Source organism: Lysobacter korlensis (genome assembly GCF_042434515.1).
In genome coordinates this window covers 643,266-657,380 of record NZ_JBHLTG010000001.1, presented here as the reverse complement: position 1 = coordinate 657,380, position 14,115 = coordinate 643,266, and the positions used below count along the sequence as shown (strand labels likewise).

Below are 14,115 nucleotides of genomic sequence, written 5' to 3'. Positions count from 1 at the left end.
CATCGGGGTGGGCGCCGGGGCGCTGGATTGCTGGGGCATGCCGCCATTATGCGGTCGCCGCGTGCGAGCCCCGCCCATCGATCGGCAGCCCGTCATCGGCCCGCGGCAGACCGCCCGTCGGCTGCGATCGCGCGCGGGGCCGGGCGTCATCGAATGTCGGTATAGTCCGCATCCGACCGGGTCGGATCCCGGCAGCCGTGCCGGCTCACCGCTCCGCCAAGGATTTCCGCCATGCCTTCCCGCCTCTGTCTTTGCCTGTTGATCGCCTGCTCGAGCGGCAGCGTGTCCGCGCGGGACATCAAGCACAGCTCGCCGAACGGCGAGAGCTGCGCCGAGCAATCGGTGCCGGCCGGGGTGGCCGCGAAGGACAGGCTGCGGCCGGCGCGCACCACGCCGCCGGTTCGCGAGGGCCGGTCGCGACCGGCGCTGCACAGCGATTCGAACGCACGTCCGTCGCTGCGCTGGCACAGCTTCCTGCCCGGCATGTTCCGCTGACGCCTTGCGCGGACTGTTTCGCCGGCTGCGGCCACAACCCGAACCGATCGACCCCGCGCTCTGGCGCGATACCTGCGCGGCCGTGCCCTGGGTACGCGCGCTCGACGCGCCGCGGCGTGAGCGCCTCGCATCGCTGTCCGCGCGGTTCTTCCACGAGAAGACCATCACACCGGTTGGCGACCTCGTGCTGGACCCGGTGCAGCGCTGCACGCTGGCCGCGTTGTGCTGCCTGCCGCTGCTCGAGATCGGCGAGCGCGGCCTGCGTGGCTGGTCGCAGCTGATCGTCTATCCCGATGCATTCCGGGTAAACCGCAGCCACGTCGACGCCGCCGGCGTCATGCACGAATGGGAAGACGAACTCATCGGCGAGGCCTGGGATGCCGGGCCGGTGATCCTGTCCTGGGCCGACGTCGCGGCCGACTGCGCCGAGCCCGATGCCGGCTACTGCGTGGCCGCGCACGAAATCGCGCACAAGCTCGATGCGCTCGACGGCGTGCTCGACGGCACCCCGCCGCTGCGCGGCAGCTGGCAGCGCGAGTGGGCGCGTGATTTCCAGGCGGCCTTTGATGCGCTCGCCGCGCAGGTTGACGCCGGCAAGGACACCGCGATCGACGGCTACGCGGCCGAGGCGCCCGAGGAATTCTTCGCCGTCGCGACGGAGTACCACTTCAGCCATCCCGCTGCGCTGCAGGAGACGATGCCTGCCGTGGCCGCGCACCTGCGCAGTCTGTACGGACCGTCGCCGTTCGAGTGAGCCTGGCGGGAACGGCGGCCGGCCGGTTTCGCAGCGTCGCGAATAGATCGCCCACCTGCAACGCACACGCAGTCGCCGGTCACCCGGCCTCAGCTCGCGGACGCGTTGTCGTCGAAAGGTCGGCCACAGCACTTCGCCGACGCTGTAAACGGAGGCCAGCCAGTCGAGCGACGCACCCGTCACGCGGACAAACGCTGCGACCGACCACGACGCGCAACGGCGCGCGCTACAACCCCGGCGGCAACCGCACCTCGAACCGTGCACCGCCGAGTTCTTCGGATTTGGACACTTCCAGCGTGCCGCGATAGCCGCGCACGAGGTCCTGCACGATCGCCAGTCCGATGCCGTGGCCCTGCACGCGCTCGTCGCCACGCACGCCGCGCTGCAGGATCAGGCCGACCTTCTCCGGCGGGATGCCCGGGCCGTCGTCATCGACCGCCAGCAGCAGGCCGGGGCGCCGGTCGGGCGCAGCCTGCTCGGGCCGCACGGTCAGCAGCACGCGCGAGTTCGCCCACTTGAAGGCGTTTTCGAGCAGGTTGCCGAGCAGTTCCTGCAGGTCGCCGGGCTCGCCGTGGAACTGCACGCCGTCGGCGATCTCGAATTCGCACAGTACGCCCTTGCCCGCGTAGACCTTCTCGAGCCCCTTCACGATCTGCTCGGCATGCGGCTCGATCGCGATCGGCGCGGCGAACAGTGCATGGCCGCTGCGCGCGGCGCGCGCGAGCTGGTAGGACACCATGTCGTTCATGCGCCGCACCTGCGTCGCCACTTCCTCGCGCAGCTCGTCCTCGCCCGCCGGGTTGTCCAGGCGCGCACGCAGCACTGCGAGCGGCGTTTTCAGGCTGTGCGCGAGGTCGGCCAGCGTGTTGCGTTGCCGGTCGAGGTTCTCGCGCTCGGTCTCGATGAACGCGTTGATGCTTTCGGTCAGCGGCTCGAGCTCGCGCGGGTGCTGCTCGCTCATGCGCGAAGCCTGGCCGCGCTGCACGCGCTTGAGTTCATGGATTACGCGCCGCAGCGGCATCAGGCTCCAGCGCAGGATCACACCCTGCAGCAGCAGCAGGATCAGCCCCGCGCCGCCGAGGTAACGCCACAGCGATTCGCGGAACACCGCGACCTGCCGGCGCAGCGTGCTGGTGTCTTCGAGGATGTTGATCGTGTAACGGAACTCGGCGCGACGATCGCCAGCCGCGCCCCAGATCAGGCCGTAGCTGTAACGGTAGGCCTCGCCGGGTTCGCCGTTGATCTCGGTGATCGGCAGCGCGCGCTCGAATTTCTTTTCCTGCGGTTCGAGCATGCGCGGTGGCGGCAGCGTCGGGCCTTCGGTCGAGGCCGACGACCAGCTGCCGTTCGGCAGCGCAATCTGCGCGTACAGCCCGCTGCCGGGGCGGTTGAAGCGCGGATCGGGCGGGTCGTACGGTTCGATCAGTTCACCGTCGCGGCCGAACTCGGTATCGGCGGTGTAGGCGAGCGCGTAGTTCTGCAGCCGCTGTTCGAGGTTGCTCTCGGCGGTCTGGATGAATGCACGGTCCAGCGCGTAGCCGGCCAGCGCGAGGAACGCGATCAGGCTCGCGCTGGCGGCGAGCTGCTGGCGGGCCTGAAGTGATCGCGGGCGCCCCCAGTTCATGCGGGGCGCCCGGGCGTACAGGTCATGGACAAGGTGGCGGCCATCGCGGGCAAGCCTACAAATCCGGCGCCGCGTGGGCCAGCCGGCATCGCGCGGGCGCGAGCCGGCGTGGCGACCACGGACGGACCGCGCTTACTCGCCGCTGCGCGGGATCGCGAAGCGGTAGCCGCGGCCACGCACGGTTTCGATCGGCTTGAGCGTGCCGTCCGGATCGAGCTTCTTGCGCAGGCGACCGATGAAGACTTCGAGCACGTTCGAATCGCGGTCGAAATCCTGCTGGTAGATGTGCTCGGTCAGGTCGGCCTTCGAGACCAGCTCGCCGGCGTGCATCATCAGGTACTCGAGCACCTTGTACTCGTAGCTGGTCAGGTCGACATTGCTGCCGTTGACGCTGACGGTCTGCGCGGCGAGGTCGAGCATGACCGGGCCGCACTCGAGCATCGGCTTGCTCCAGCCGGCCGCGCGGCGCACCAGCGCGTTCAGGCGGGCGAGCAGCTCTTCGACGTGGAACGGTTTGACGAGGTAATCGTCGGCGCCCTGCTTGAGGCCTTCGACCTTGTCCTGCCAGCTCGAACGCGCGGTCAGGATCAGCACCGGGAATTTCTTGCCTTCGTCGCGCAGGGCCTTGATGAGCTCCATGCCGGACATCTTCGGTAGGCCGAGATCGATGATGCCGAGGTCGAACGGCACTTCGCGGCCCATGTACAGGCCTTCTTCACCGTCCTGGGCGGCATCCACCGCGAAACCTTCACGCTTGAGCCGGGCAGCCAGCGTCTCGCGCAGCGGCGCCTCGTCTTCGACCAGCAGGATACGCATGGGGGACTCCGTAGCTGTGCGGTCCATGACCGCCGTTCAGCTAGCTTAGTCGCTGTTCCCGTCGTGGCCACGTGTACGGGTCGGCTGCCGTTCATGCCGGACATGCGGGTCGTCCATGTAGACCCGGACCCGACCGCTCGCATCAACGACCTTGACCCGGCTCACGTCGCGTCCGTCGAACGGGACCCGCTCGGCACTGAGCACCTCACCGCGCGTTTCGCGCTCGATCCTGCGCACCGCATCGGCCAGCGCGCGGCGGTCATCGCGGCGGTGGTCGTGATTGCGGTCATGACCGGCGTCGCGCGGGTCCTGCGCCGCGGCCGGCAGCGCTGCCAGCGCAGCGGCGAGCGCGAACGGGATCAGGGCAATTCGGGACATGTGGCGGTATGCGTGGCAGGACATGGTTTGACTCTCTGGCGGCCGGAACCGGGCTTTGCAGCCGCAAAGGCAGGGTCATTCTTTGAACGGCCCGGTGAATCCGATCTGAACTTTTTCTTCACATCATGGTCCGCATTCATCGGACGCCGTCAGAACACCTCACCGACGCAGCACCGCAGCGAACCACCGCCAGCCTCGATCGCGTCGAGTTCGACCGTGCCGACGTCGAAGCCTGCACCGGCCAGCGTGGCCCGCGTGGCGTCCGACAGCGACCGGCCCGCCTGCGCGCTCATCCACACGGTGTCGGGCGATACCGCGATCGCGTTCGCGACGAACCCGGCGTGCTCGCCCGCCGACAACTGCGCCACGTGCGGCGCGTACAGCGCTTCGATCACGTCCACAACCACGCGATCGGCGAATCCATCCGGACACACGAGCGCTGCGCGCCCAGCCAGTACCGCGAGCACGACGTTGGTGTGGTATTCACCGGGCGCGAGGTCGATCATCAACGTTGCGCGCAGGCCGAGCGCGTCGTGCATCAGCCGTGCACCGGCCTCGTCGCAGCGCTCGGACAGGCCGGCGAAGCCGAGCCCGCGCGCACGGTCGATCACCAGCGCGCCGGTCAGCTCGCACGGATGCGGCTGCTGCGACAGATCGACCGGCGCATAGCCCAGCACATTGCCGAAGAAGTCGCGGATATCGGCGCGCGTGGCTTCGCGCTGGCGCACGGGGTGGCGCATACGGCCGACCACGTAGCGTCCCGGTGCGGTCGCGAACACGTTGTTCGGAAACAGCGCATCGGGCGTGGCCGGATCGCCGGCGAAGCACACGACCGGCAGCTTCTGCGCGAGCGCGCGGTGCAGTTCGCGGTGCTGCATCGACGCACGCGTGGCGTCAAATTCGGCGGCGTCGGCCATGTAGCGGTTGTCGGCGGCCGACTGCTCGGCCAGGCGGAAGCCGTCGGGCGCGACGAGGAACGCGGCCCGCGCGGTCGCAGGGCCGAAGTCCGGCACGCAGCTGCGCGCGAATTCAACAAAGGCATTGCCGTCGCGGGTGATCATGCTGCGCTCGCCGTGTGGTCATCGGAATGGGTCAGTGCAAGTGCGCGCTCGACGAGCGACCAGTCCGCACCCGGCCGGTGCGCGCCCTCGCTGAGCACCTGGCGGAATGCGCGGCCGCCGCGCTCGCCGCCGAACAGGCCGAGCACGTGGCGCGTGATGTGCTTGAGGTAGACGCCCCGCTCGAGCTGCGCTTCGACGTATGGGCGCATCGCGCGCAGCAGCTCGGCGCGTGTGCGTACCGGGCCGGAGGTCACCGGGAACCACGCCGCGTCCAGCCGATGCAGCAGGTAGGGGTCGTGGTAGGCCGCGCGCCCGAGCATCACGCCATCGACGTGCTGCAGGTGCCGGCCTGCCGCGTCGAATTCCGCAATGCCGCCGTTGACGGCGATCTGCAGGTCGGGCCGTTCACGCTTGAGGCGGTAGGCCCAGTCGTACTTCAGCGGCGGAACCTCGCGGTTTTCCTTCGGCGACAGGCCCTTGAGCCACGCGTTGCGCGCATGCACGACGAACATGCGGCAACCGGCCTGTGCGACGGTGTCGACGAACGCGGCGAAGCGTTCGTACTCGTTGTCCTCGTCCACCCCGAGCCGGCATTTGACGGTGACCGGCACGTCGCAGGCGGCCACCATTGCCGCGACGCTGTCGGCGACGAGTGCGGGTTCGCGCATCAGGCACGCACCGAAGCGTCCGGCCTGCACGCGGTCGGACGGGCAGCCGCAATTGAGGTTGATCTCGTCGAAGCCGTGCTCGGCGCCGATGCGCGCGGCCTGCGCGAGCAGCGCCGGCTCACTGCCACCGAGCTGCAGCGCGACCGGGTGTTCCACCGGATCCATCGCGAGCAGTCGATCGCGATGGCCGTGGATCACCGCGTTCGCATGCACCATCTCGGTGTACAGCCGTGCGTTCGGCGCGAGGATGCGATGGAACACGCGGCAATGCGTGTCGGTCCAGTCCATCATCGGGGCGACCGACAGGGGGATCGATCGGGCGTACGCGTCGCGCTGCACGTCGGGGGTCGGGAACTCGGTCATCGGTATCGGGCAGAGCGGCAACGGGTGGCCAGCGCCCGGCCCTGCGGGGCCCGGCGCGGCGGTTGCGCGGAGGGCGTCATCTTACGGCAGCGCCGCCGTCCTCCCGGTACCCGCATCATGGCTGCGGCGAATGGACGCGTCCGGATACGCGGCGGTCGGAAACCGGGCGGACATGTCGGAGAACGTGCGAGGCGCTACGCACGACCTGCAGCGCTGCGGCGTTTGCGTACGGGAGGCTGCCGAGCGGATCGGACCGCGCCTCGCGGGCAGACCCGAATCCGCTTGCGACGAGCGGCCTACCTACGCGGCACTGCCGCGCCTGCGGCTTTCGGCTGCCCGGAGCGGTCACCGCGCTTTGCAGCGCCTTCTGGTTCACGGCCTCCGGGTGGCGTGAGCGGCGCGCCCGCGCCCGGGCCACGCGCAGGCGGTGGTTCGGGCAGTGCGTCTTTCGGCAGCGCAGGACGCGGCGGCGGCGCGACGCTTTCCAGCGGCAGCGGGCGGCCCCAGCGGCGGTAGCTCGACGCGATGCCGCGCTTGAGTCGGCCGAACTGCGGCGAATCGGGCTCGACGCCGAGTTGCTGCGCGAGCGCCTGCCAGTCCACCGCGTCGCCGCCTGCATACCGATCGGCAACGTAACGGCATGGTCGGCCGGCGACGTAGGCGAGCGCACAGGCGTAGTAGATGTCGCCCAGCGGCCAGTCGCGCTCGACCAGCACCAGCACGAAGTCGCGCGGGGCACCGTGGTAACGCACGAGCTCGTCGACGAACGCATCGCGGTAACGCGCGCCGTAGCGGTCGATGTCGGCCAGCTGGCGGTCCACTGCCGCATCGCCGGTGCCGGGCGCGCGTGCGGACTCCTGCGCGTACGAGGGCACCGTCGCGCAGGCCAGCACGAGACCAAGCAGGCAGCCGGAGAGACGGAAGACGTTCATCGCATGCGGTCGCCTGATGCGTTCGGTGATCAACGCGAAATCGTGAACTTGCCGAACGCGACGCCCACGTCCCAGCCTTCGCCCTTGCCGCCGAGCGCAAGCGAGACTTCGCCCTTGGTCATGACCTGGGCCTTCGTCGACTTGACCGCGCCGGCATGCGCTTCGGCCGTCACGTAGGTGCCGAGCACGTCCTCGATGCGCTGGATGCCGGAGAACTCTCCTCGCCCATCGACGATCCGCGACTTGCCGAAGCTGATGCCACCGCCTTTGCTGGCGATCTTGACCTGCATGCGCTGGCCGTTGTTGCAGCTCACCGTGCCGGTGCCGGAGCTGGTCTTGTAGAACGCCGACCAGCCCGACATCGAGAATCTCATCTCGCAGTCGAGCAGCCGCGCGGCCTGCGCCTGCGGCGCGAACGCGCAGGCCAGCAGCATCGCCGCCAGGGTAGTCAGTACTTTCATTGCGAGTGTCCGGCAGCGGCCATGGCGTGAAAGGCTAGCACCAGGCACGGCCGTACCGCACGGGCGCCGCGCTGGCGGCGCCGGTCGGACTTATGGGTCAGTCGTCGTAGCGATCGTGCCAGCGCTCGTGTGCGACTTCATAGCGACGGCGGTCGTCACGGTAGTACGCGCGGTCATTACGTCGGTCATGGCGCGGGTCGTAGTACTCGACCTTGCACTTACCGTGCTTGTTGCACTTGGTGCGTCGAACGTCGCGGCGGTCATCGCCATACCCGTAGCCATAGCCGGTCGGATAGCGGTCCGCATACGGTGACTGGCGGTAATAGACCGGGCGGCCGTAGCGGTCACGGCTTACGACGAGGCGATCGTCACGGCCATAGTTGCCATGGCGGTAGTACGGCTGGTCGCCGCGCATGATCACGTCCGCGACGTCGACGATTACGCGCACCAGCTCATCGCCGCTCTGCGCGTGCGCGGGTGCCGGCGACAAGCCGGCGATGCCGAGTCCGGTGGCGAGCACGGCAGGGGCGAGCCAGCGGGGAATCATGGCCATCATCGTTCTCCTTCAACGCCCGCCCCACGGCGGGCCCGGGACCGACCATGCGTCGCGCTGCGTGAACCGGTTTTTAATTTTCAGGCTACGGCCGCGTTTGGCTCAGCCGCCGTTGCGGATCGACACCACCCGGATATGCACAAAAAAAACGCGGGGCGACCCGAAGGCCGCCCCGCGTTCACTGCAGATCGCAGTGCAACCGGTTACGTGATTACTTGGTCTCGTCCGTCGCGGTCTCGTCCGTCGCGCCGGCTTCGGCGTTCGACTGGGCGCCCGCCTTGGCGGCGTAGTCGCGGTACTCGTCGGCGGTCAGCGAACCGTCGGCGTTGCCGTCAGCGTCGGCGAACACGCGATCGAGCGCCGGCATGCCAGCGGCTTCGGTCTTGCTGATGTTGCCGTCCTTATCGGTGTCGATGTCGGCCCAGGTCTTCTGGCCGCCGGCGTTCGCGGTCGCATTCGCGCCTGCATCGGCATTCGCGCCGGCGTCAGCGGTCGCATCGGCTGCGGTCTCGGTGCCGGCGTTCGCCGTTGCGTCGGTGGCGGTCTCGGTGCCCGTGTCCGTCGTTGCCTCGGTAGCGGTCTCGACGCCGGTCGACTGCGCGTCGGTCGCGGTCGACGTAGCAACGTCGGCCTGGGTGCCGGCGGCCTGAGCCGAGACGTCCGTCTGCTGGGTGGCGGCCGCATCGGTCGACTGGGCGAACGCCAGCGGAGCCGACAGCATGGCAAGAGCGGAAGCGGCGGCCAGCAGCGAGTTGCGGGAAAGCTTGGACATGCGTAGCTCCTTGATGGACCTTTTGGGGGATATGGGCAGTTGCCCGGTAACAGTGGTCTGTGTCGCGGTGGTCTTTGACGCAGGGTCGATAACGCGGGGGATCGGTAACGCGGCAGGTTGCGTTACCGCGGGGCGCACCTTGCCGCGCAGAAAATGAACGGACTCGATGCGCAAATCGCAGCCACGACGCGGCCTTAACCCAAAGCACTACGGTTTCGTGCTGCTTGCGCGGTGTCGGGCCTCGGAAAGGCCGAAATGACGGGCTTTTTCTCCGGGGCGCCGCAACGCCAGAACGCTTGCGCTGGCTGAATCGAACACAACCTTTACAAATTCACGGGCAGCGGCGCGTTCTTTCGGCGCGTGAAATGCGACCTTCATCGCAGCAATCGGCCGCGCTTTGCCCCGGTGGGGCCGCACCGGTACGCCGGTGTTGGTGACGTCGCAGCACCAAGGGCGTTGGGACCGACCTCCGAACCGCGGCGCTGACGGCGCCAGCAGGTGAACGGCGCAACCGCTGGGAAGTCGCGGCCCGCGCTCGAGCGTGTCCCGCCATGCCGGATGCCGACTATGCGAACCAATCGCGTCCATGACATCTATGACTGCCGGCGCGCGCTGTTCTGCAACGACCCACTGAAACCGAGCCACGTAGCTCGACCATTTACGGTCGCACCTCGGCCGCGGGCGACCGCCTTCACACGCAACCGCTGTGCCAACGCAGACGACGGCGCCTCGACGGTGCCGGGGCAGCACCTGCCGCCCGGGTCCGAATTTTTTGCGCCGGCCGGCAGAAAGTTCACCGCTTCTCACACGTGCCGTTAACTGCGCCCGCGCTACGGTGCGGACCTGTATCTGATGGACCCGCGTGATGACCCCGTCCCTCCCCTCTGTGCTGATCGTCGATGACGATGTCGACTTCGCGAACGCGGCAGCCGACTTCGCGCGCACGCGGGGGTTCCGGGCGACGCTCGCGCATTCGCTGCAGCAGTCGCGTCAGCTGATCGATCGCGACGGCGCCGACCTGATGTTGCTCGATCTCGAGCTGCCGGACGGCTCGGGCTTTGATCTGCTCGACGAACTCGACCTGGCGCAGCACAGCGGCCGCGTCGCGATCGTCACTGGCACGCCGTCGATCGAATCGGCCGCGCGAGCGGTATCGATGCCGGTTGTCGACTACCTGATCAAGCCGCTGTGCCCGATCCAGTTCGATGCATTGCTGGCCGACGCCCGTACGCGCACGCCGCGGCCGCTGCCGTCGGCGTTCGGCGGGCTGATCGGCGAATGTGAAGCGATGCAGGGCATCGTGCGCGATCTGTGCAAGGTCGCGCCGACTACCGCTTCGGTGCTGATCACCGGCGAAAGCGGCACCGGCAAGGAGCTGATCGCACGCGCGGTGCACGAGCAAAGCGCGCGGCGTGGCAAGTTCGTCGCGGTCAATTGCGGCGCGATCGCGCCGGAGCTGCTCGCCAGCCACCTGTTCGGCCACGAGCGCGGCAGCTTCACGGGCGCGGCGAATCGCCACATCGGTTACTTCGAGCAGGCCCACCAGGGCACGCTGTTCCTGGATGAAATCACCGAGATGCCGCCGGGGCTGCAGGTGTATCTGCTGCGCGCACTGGAGACGGGCCAGATCACCCGCGTCGGCGGGCTCGATCCGATCGACGTCAACGTGCGCATCGTCGCGGCGACGAACCGCGACCCGGAAGTCGCGATCGAAAAAGGTGTGTTGCGCGAGGACCTCTTCTACCGGCTTGCCGACTTCATCGTCACGATGCCGCCGCTGCGCGCGCGTGGCGATGACGTGCTGCTGCTCGCACAGGTGTTCGTCGACCGGCTGAACCAGCAGTACGGGCAGCACAAGCGCCTGGCATCGGACGCGCACCGCGTGCTGATGCAGCACGGCTGGCCGGGCAACGTGCGCGAACTGCGCAGCGCGATCCAGCGTGCCTACGTGCTCAGCGATGGCGACACCGTGCGCCTTGCGATGCCGGGCCGGCGTGTTGCACCGATGCATCAGGACGAGATGACGGTGACCTTCACGGTGGGCATGACGTACGCTGAGGTCGAGCGCGAGATGCTGTTGAAGACGCTTGCGCGCTTCAACCACGATAAAACGCAGACCGCGCGCGCGCTCGGAGTGAGCGTACGCACCATCCACAATCAGCTCGCGCGGATCGGCGATGCGCCGCTGCGCCACGAAGGAACGCCATGAGCTCGACGCCGCAGACACCAACGACGCCCTCTTCCACTGCAGCCGCTTCGGCAGCGTTCCAGCTGAGCACTGCGGGCCGTTGGATGCACGAGCTGCGCAACGAACTCAACACCGCGATGATGGCGGCCGCCGCAGCGCGTCGGCTCGTGCAGGGCGGCGATGCCAGCGAAGCGCTCGAGAATATCCGCCGCACCGAAGCCGCGTGCTATCGCTGCGCGCAGTTGCTGCAGCGCGATCCGGGCGATCAGGACTGACTCGCGACGTACCGGTTCCGGCCGCTGGATCCGCGATGAAAAAGGCCTGCGCCAATGGCGCAGGCCTTTTGTTTACTGCTGACGCGGCATCAATGCTGCTGCGTCGATCCGCCCGTCTTGCCGGCGCCCGACGTGGACTGGCTGGTGCCGCTGGTGCGGCCCTGGCCCTGTGACGACTGCGAGCCGCCGAGACCCTGCGAATCGTTGTCACGCGAACCGGACGACTGCACGGTGATGCGGTTGTCCACGTCCTTCACGCCGCTGCACGAATCGGCGATGTCTTCGGCGCGGTGCTTCATCCAGCGGTGGTCGACCGTACCCTCGAGCGTGACCTTGCCGCCCTCGCAGCGGACCTGGATCTCGCTGGCGTCGATGTCGTCGGCGTGGGTCAGGCGCTCGTTGATGTCGTCGATGATGCGATCGTCCGATCGCGTGTAGTTCTTCGGCCCACGGCCGCGGTGGGTCTGACCCTGACCGAAGCTGCCGAACTGCGAGCCGGAGCGGTCCTCATCGCGATAGCCGTACTGCTGGCCATACTCCTCGCCACCCATGCCGTAGCCCGAGCTGCTGCCGTAACCCTGACCCATCGGCGCGCCACCGTAGTTGCTAGTGCGGTTGCCGACCGCACCGAAGCCGCCGATGCGTCCCGAGCCGATCGTCTCGTTGCCGAGCTCGTGACGCCCATGGCCGACGTGGTCGCCGAAGCCCTGCTGCTGCCCGTACTGCGAGGGCTGGCCGTAGCGGCCCTGCTGCTGATGGCTGCGATCGTTCTGGCCGTAGCCCTGCGTGCCGAAGCCCTGGCCGTAGCCCTGGCTGAAATCGTTGCTACGGCCGCGCGAGCCGTGCTCCTGCAAACCGCCCTGCAGCCCGCCATAGCCCTGCGAACCGTATCCACGGCTCTGGCCGTAGCCCTGCTGGCCGTAGCCCTGGCCCTGTCCGCCTGCGCTCTGCGATCCGCCCAGTCCCGTCCGGGTGCCGTACGCCTGCGCGCCCTGCGAGCCGTAGCCCTCACCCTGACCGTAGCCGCTGCGCTGGGTGTCGTAACCGCCGTAGCCCTGCTCGCGGCCACCGAACTGCTGGCGATTGTTCGAGGACTGGCCCAGCCCCTGCTCGCGCCCTGCGCCGGCGCCGGGCCCGGTCCAGACATGGCTGTGGTCGCTGTCGCGGTCGTTGTCCCAGCCCTGCTCCATGCTCTGGCTCTGGTAGTCACCGGCGAACTGCGACGGCCCCGACTGGCCGTAACGCTGCTGATCGTGGTCCTGCGACTGCTGCCCGCGCTGGCGGCCGTAGTCATTGCCCTGATCGTTGTTGCGATTTGCCATTTCTTCTCTCCTGTCACTTAGCCAAGTGCGACCTGCTTGTACGCATCGCACGCCAAGGCGCAGTACGTCCTGCGCCACTTCCTTCAATTCATTGCCGACCTGGTTGTCACGCACTGGTCTGTCCTCCTGCATTGGGATGGATGGTCCGCGCCTGATCGCGCGACCCGGAGTGAAGCCCTGCACCGACTGCGCGCATTACCGTCGGTCCGCACGCGACGCGCGCCGCAGGGAACTGCAGGGATGCCGCAATTCACGTGCCAACGCGGCGGTGCAATCGAGCGGTGCACGCGGCGCCGCCGCTGCACCTTGTGCTCGGGCTTTGTGCATTCGCGCGAACTTTTTTCATGCCTGTGGCGGTGCACAGCGAGGCGCGAGCACGGCGCAGTGGCCTCTACGGCTGTGGCATGGAGATTGCTCCAGTACTTCCGAGACGACTTCTCCTGCAACTGTTTCCGCACCCCATGTTTCCCGCGACAAACCCTTCCGCGATCAACAGGAACACGACGATGAAACTGCTGACCCTTTTGGCGCTGGTGGCACTGTCGCTTTCGATGACCGCCTGCAACGACCGCGAGGCCGAGGCGGTCGCACCGCCGGCATCCGCCGAAGCCGGAGTGGGCCCGGGCGCCGTCGATGCACCCGATGTGATCTCGCCGGCTGATCCGGCTGCCGCGGGCGCCGCGCTGCCGCCGGCCGGCACCGTGATCGGTGCATGCGAAGGCCTCACCGGCCAGGCACTGACGGACTGCCTTAATCAGGCCGGCCCGACCAGCGCACCGACGATGGTCGACCCTACCGCGCCCACCGACGCGACCACGCCACCGCAATCCTGAGGAGTTTCAATTCGATGAGTACCGGTAAGCGCGAGCCACCGCCGACCCCCGAGAACGATCTCGACGCTGCAGTCGCCGACACGTTCCCCGCCAGCGACCCCGTGTCGATGCAGCAGCCGGTCGTGGCGGCCCCCTCCGTCGAGGAGCATGAGCACAGCGCGCCCGGCCCCCGCTTGGTGTACCGCGTCGTGGAGCGCAGCCACGCTGACGATGCGTTCGGTGTAGAGCGCAACCGCAAGGGCGGCCGCTGGACCAGCGACGACGTCTGCGCGGCCTATGCCTCGACGAGCGCCGCCGGTGCCGCGATGGAGTTCCTCGCGCACCTGGAGGGCGATTCGCCCGAGGACCTCGTCATCGTCACCGCGATGCTGCCGGGCGAAGCGGTCACGACGATCGACACGCTTCCGGCGCAGTGGCGTGAGCGCCCGTACCGCGACGACGTGCGCGCGGTCGGTGACGGTTGGGCGCGCGAGAAGCGCTCGCTCGCACTCGAAGTGCCGAGCGTGCTCTGCGCACCCGAACGCAACGTGCTGGTCAATCCGGAACACCCCGACGCCGGTCAAGTGAAGATCCGCGCGATCGACCCGTTCCACATCGACCCGCGCCTGCGCTACTGATCG

16 protein-coding genes are annotated in these 14,115 nt (G+C 68.4%); 5 read left to right on the top strand and 11 right to left on the bottom strand.

Annotated elements, in window-relative coordinates; translation table 11 throughout:
* Positions 1-146: 146 nt before the first annotated feature.
* Entirely contained in the window at positions 147-485 is a 339-nt protein-coding gene (locus tag ACFFGH_RS02905) for a hypothetical protein (RefSeq protein ID WP_386664645.1), read from the bottom strand.
* A 14-nt stretch (positions 486-499) separates the two neighbouring features.
* On the opposite strand from ACFFGH_RS02905, the gene ACFFGH_RS02900 reads away from it, so the two are divergent.
* The gene (locus ACFFGH_RS02900) at positions 500-1,249 is read left to right on the top strand and encodes a M90 family metallopeptidase (protein ID WP_386664643.1); all 750 of its coding nucleotides are present in this window, start codon (positions 500-502) and stop codon (positions 1,247-1,249) included.
* A gap of 226 nt (positions 1,250-1,475) precedes the next feature.
* On the opposite strand, the gene ACFFGH_RS02895 is transcribed toward ACFFGH_RS02900, so the two are convergent.
* From ACFFGH_RS02895 to ACFFGH_RS02855, 9 genes are all read right to left on the bottom strand, one after another.
* Positions 1,476-2,873: an ATP-binding protein gene (locus tag ACFFGH_RS02895; RefSeq protein WP_386664641.1), complete on the bottom strand. Its 1,398-nt coding sequence runs from the start codon at positions 2,871-2,873 to the stop codon at positions 1,476-1,478.
* A gap of 132 nt (positions 2,874-3,005) precedes the next feature.
* Entirely contained in the window at positions 3,006-3,689 is a 684-nt protein-coding gene (locus ACFFGH_RS02890) for a response regulator transcription factor (protein WP_386664639.1), read from the bottom strand.
* A gap of 45 nt (positions 3,690-3,734) precedes the next feature.
* Entirely contained in the window at positions 3,735-4,067 is a 333-nt protein-coding gene (locus tag ACFFGH_RS02885) for a hypothetical protein (RefSeq protein WP_386664638.1), read from the bottom strand.
* 149 nt (positions 4,068-4,216) lie between these two features.
* On the bottom strand, positions 4,217-5,128 hold the full coding sequence (locus ACFFGH_RS02880) for an arginine deiminase-related protein (protein ID WP_386664636.1): 912 nt from the start codon (positions 5,126-5,128) through the stop codon (positions 4,217-4,219).
* A complete protein-coding gene (gene dusA / locus ACFFGH_RS02875; protein ID WP_386664635.1) occupies positions 5,125-6,159 on the bottom strand; it encodes a tRNA dihydrouridine(20/20a) synthase DusA in 1,035 nt (344 codons plus the stop codon). Before dusA ends, ACFFGH_RS02880 begins: the two co-directional genes overlap by 4 nt.
* Positions 6,160-6,455: 296 nt before the next feature.
* The gene (locus tag ACFFGH_RS02870) at positions 6,456-7,124 is read right to left on the bottom strand and encodes a hypothetical protein (RefSeq protein ID WP_386664633.1); all 669 of its coding nucleotides are present in this window, start codon (positions 7,122-7,124) and stop codon (positions 6,456-6,458) included.
* Positions 7,121-7,552, bottom strand: coding sequence for a hypothetical protein (locus ACFFGH_RS02865; RefSeq protein ID WP_386664631.1), 432 nt, complete (start codon positions 7,550-7,552; stop codon positions 7,121-7,123). Before ACFFGH_RS02865 ends, ACFFGH_RS02870 begins: the two co-directional genes overlap by 4 nt.
* 97 nt (positions 7,553-7,649) lie before the next feature.
* Positions 7,650-8,105, bottom strand: a complete 456-nt coding sequence (locus tag ACFFGH_RS02860; protein ID WP_386664629.1) for a hypothetical protein — start codon at positions 8,103-8,105, stop codon at positions 7,650-7,652.
* 211 nt (positions 8,106-8,316) lie between these two features.
* Complete coding sequence (locus ACFFGH_RS02855) at positions 8,317-8,877, bottom strand: EF-hand domain-containing protein (RefSeq protein ID WP_386664627.1); 561 nt, start codon at positions 8,875-8,877, stop codon at positions 8,317-8,319.
* 865 nt (positions 8,878-9,742) lie between these two features.
* On the opposite strand from ACFFGH_RS02855, the gene ACFFGH_RS02850 reads away from it, so the two are divergent.
* Together ACFFGH_RS02850 and ACFFGH_RS02845 are read left to right on the top strand one after the other, a co-directional pair.
* Positions 9,743-11,086, top strand: a complete 1,344-nt coding sequence (locus ACFFGH_RS02850; RefSeq protein WP_386664625.1) for a sigma-54-dependent transcriptional regulator — start codon at positions 9,743-9,745, stop codon at positions 11,084-11,086.
* Positions 11,083-11,340, top strand: coding sequence for a hypothetical protein (locus tag ACFFGH_RS02845; RefSeq protein ID WP_386664624.1), 258 nt, complete (start codon positions 11,083-11,085; stop codon positions 11,338-11,340). Before ACFFGH_RS02850 ends, ACFFGH_RS02845 begins: the two co-directional genes overlap by 4 nt.
* A gap of 89 nt (positions 11,341-11,429) precedes the next feature.
* On the opposite strand, the gene ACFFGH_RS02840 is transcribed toward ACFFGH_RS02845, so the two are convergent.
* A complete protein-coding gene (locus ACFFGH_RS02840; RefSeq protein WP_386664622.1) occupies positions 11,430-12,662 on the bottom strand; it encodes a BON domain-containing protein in 1,233 nt (410 codons plus the stop codon).
* A 281-nt stretch (positions 12,663-12,943) separates the two neighbouring features.
* On the opposite strand from ACFFGH_RS02840, the gene ACFFGH_RS02835 reads away from it, so the two are divergent.
* Together ACFFGH_RS02835 and ACFFGH_RS02830 are read left to right on the top strand one after the other, a co-directional pair.
* Positions 12,944-13,495: a hypothetical protein gene (locus ACFFGH_RS02835; protein ID WP_386664620.1), complete on the top strand. Its 552-nt coding sequence runs from the start codon at positions 12,944-12,946 to the stop codon at positions 13,493-13,495.
* A gap of 14 nt (positions 13,496-13,509) precedes the next feature.
* Positions 13,510-14,112: an RES family NAD+ phosphorylase gene (locus ACFFGH_RS02830; protein WP_386664618.1), complete on the top strand. Its 603-nt coding sequence runs from the start codon at positions 13,510-13,512 to the stop codon at positions 14,110-14,112.
* Positions 14,113-14,115: the final 3 nt, after the last annotated feature.

Coding starts and splice junctions, on each gene's coding strand:
- ACFFGH_RS02905 (WP_386664645.1), bottom strand. CDS start 485: ATGCCGGGCAGGAAGCTGTGCCAGCGCAGCGACGGACGTGCGTTCGAA.
- ACFFGH_RS02895 (WP_386664641.1), bottom strand. CDS start 2,873: ATGAACTGGGGGCGCCCGCGATCACTTCAGGCCCGCCAGCAGCTCGCC.
- ACFFGH_RS02890 (WP_386664639.1), bottom strand. CDS start 3,689: ATGCGTATCCTGCTGGTCGAAGACGAGGCGCCGCTGCGCGAGACGCTG.
- ACFFGH_RS02885 (WP_386664638.1), bottom strand. CDS start 4,067: ATGTCCCGAATTGCCCTGATCCCGTTCGCGCTCGCCGCTGCGCTGGCA.
- ACFFGH_RS02880 (WP_386664636.1), bottom strand. CDS start 5,128: ATGATCACCCGCGACGGCAATGCCTTTGTTGAATTCGCGCGCAGCTGC.
- dusA (WP_386664635.1), bottom strand. CDS start 6,159: ATGACCGAGTTCCCGACCCCCGACGTGCAGCGCGACGCGTACGCCCGA.
- ACFFGH_RS02865 (WP_386664631.1), bottom strand. CDS start 7,552: ATGAAAGTACTGACTACCCTGGCGGCGATGCTGCTGGCCTGCGCGTTC.
- ACFFGH_RS02860 (WP_386664629.1), bottom strand. CDS start 8,105: ATGGCCATGATTCCCCGCTGGCTCGCCCCTGCCGTGCTCGCCACCGGA.
- ACFFGH_RS02855 (WP_386664627.1), bottom strand. CDS start 8,877: ATGTCCAAGCTTTCCCGCAACTCGCTGCTGGCCGCCGCTTCCGCTCTT.
- ACFFGH_RS02850 (WP_386664625.1), top strand. CDS start 9,743: ATGACCCCGTCCCTCCCCTCTGTGCTGATCGTCGATGACGATGTCGAC.
- ACFFGH_RS02845 (WP_386664624.1), top strand. CDS start 11,083: ATGAGCTCGACGCCGCAGACACCAACGACGCCCTCTTCCACTGCAGCC.
- ACFFGH_RS02840 (WP_386664622.1), bottom strand. CDS start 12,662: ATGGCAAATCGCAACAACGATCAGGGCAATGACTACGGCCGCCAGCGC.
- ACFFGH_RS02830 (WP_386664618.1), top strand. CDS start 13,510: ATGAGTACCGGTAAGCGCGAGCCACCGCCGACCCCCGAGAACGATCTC.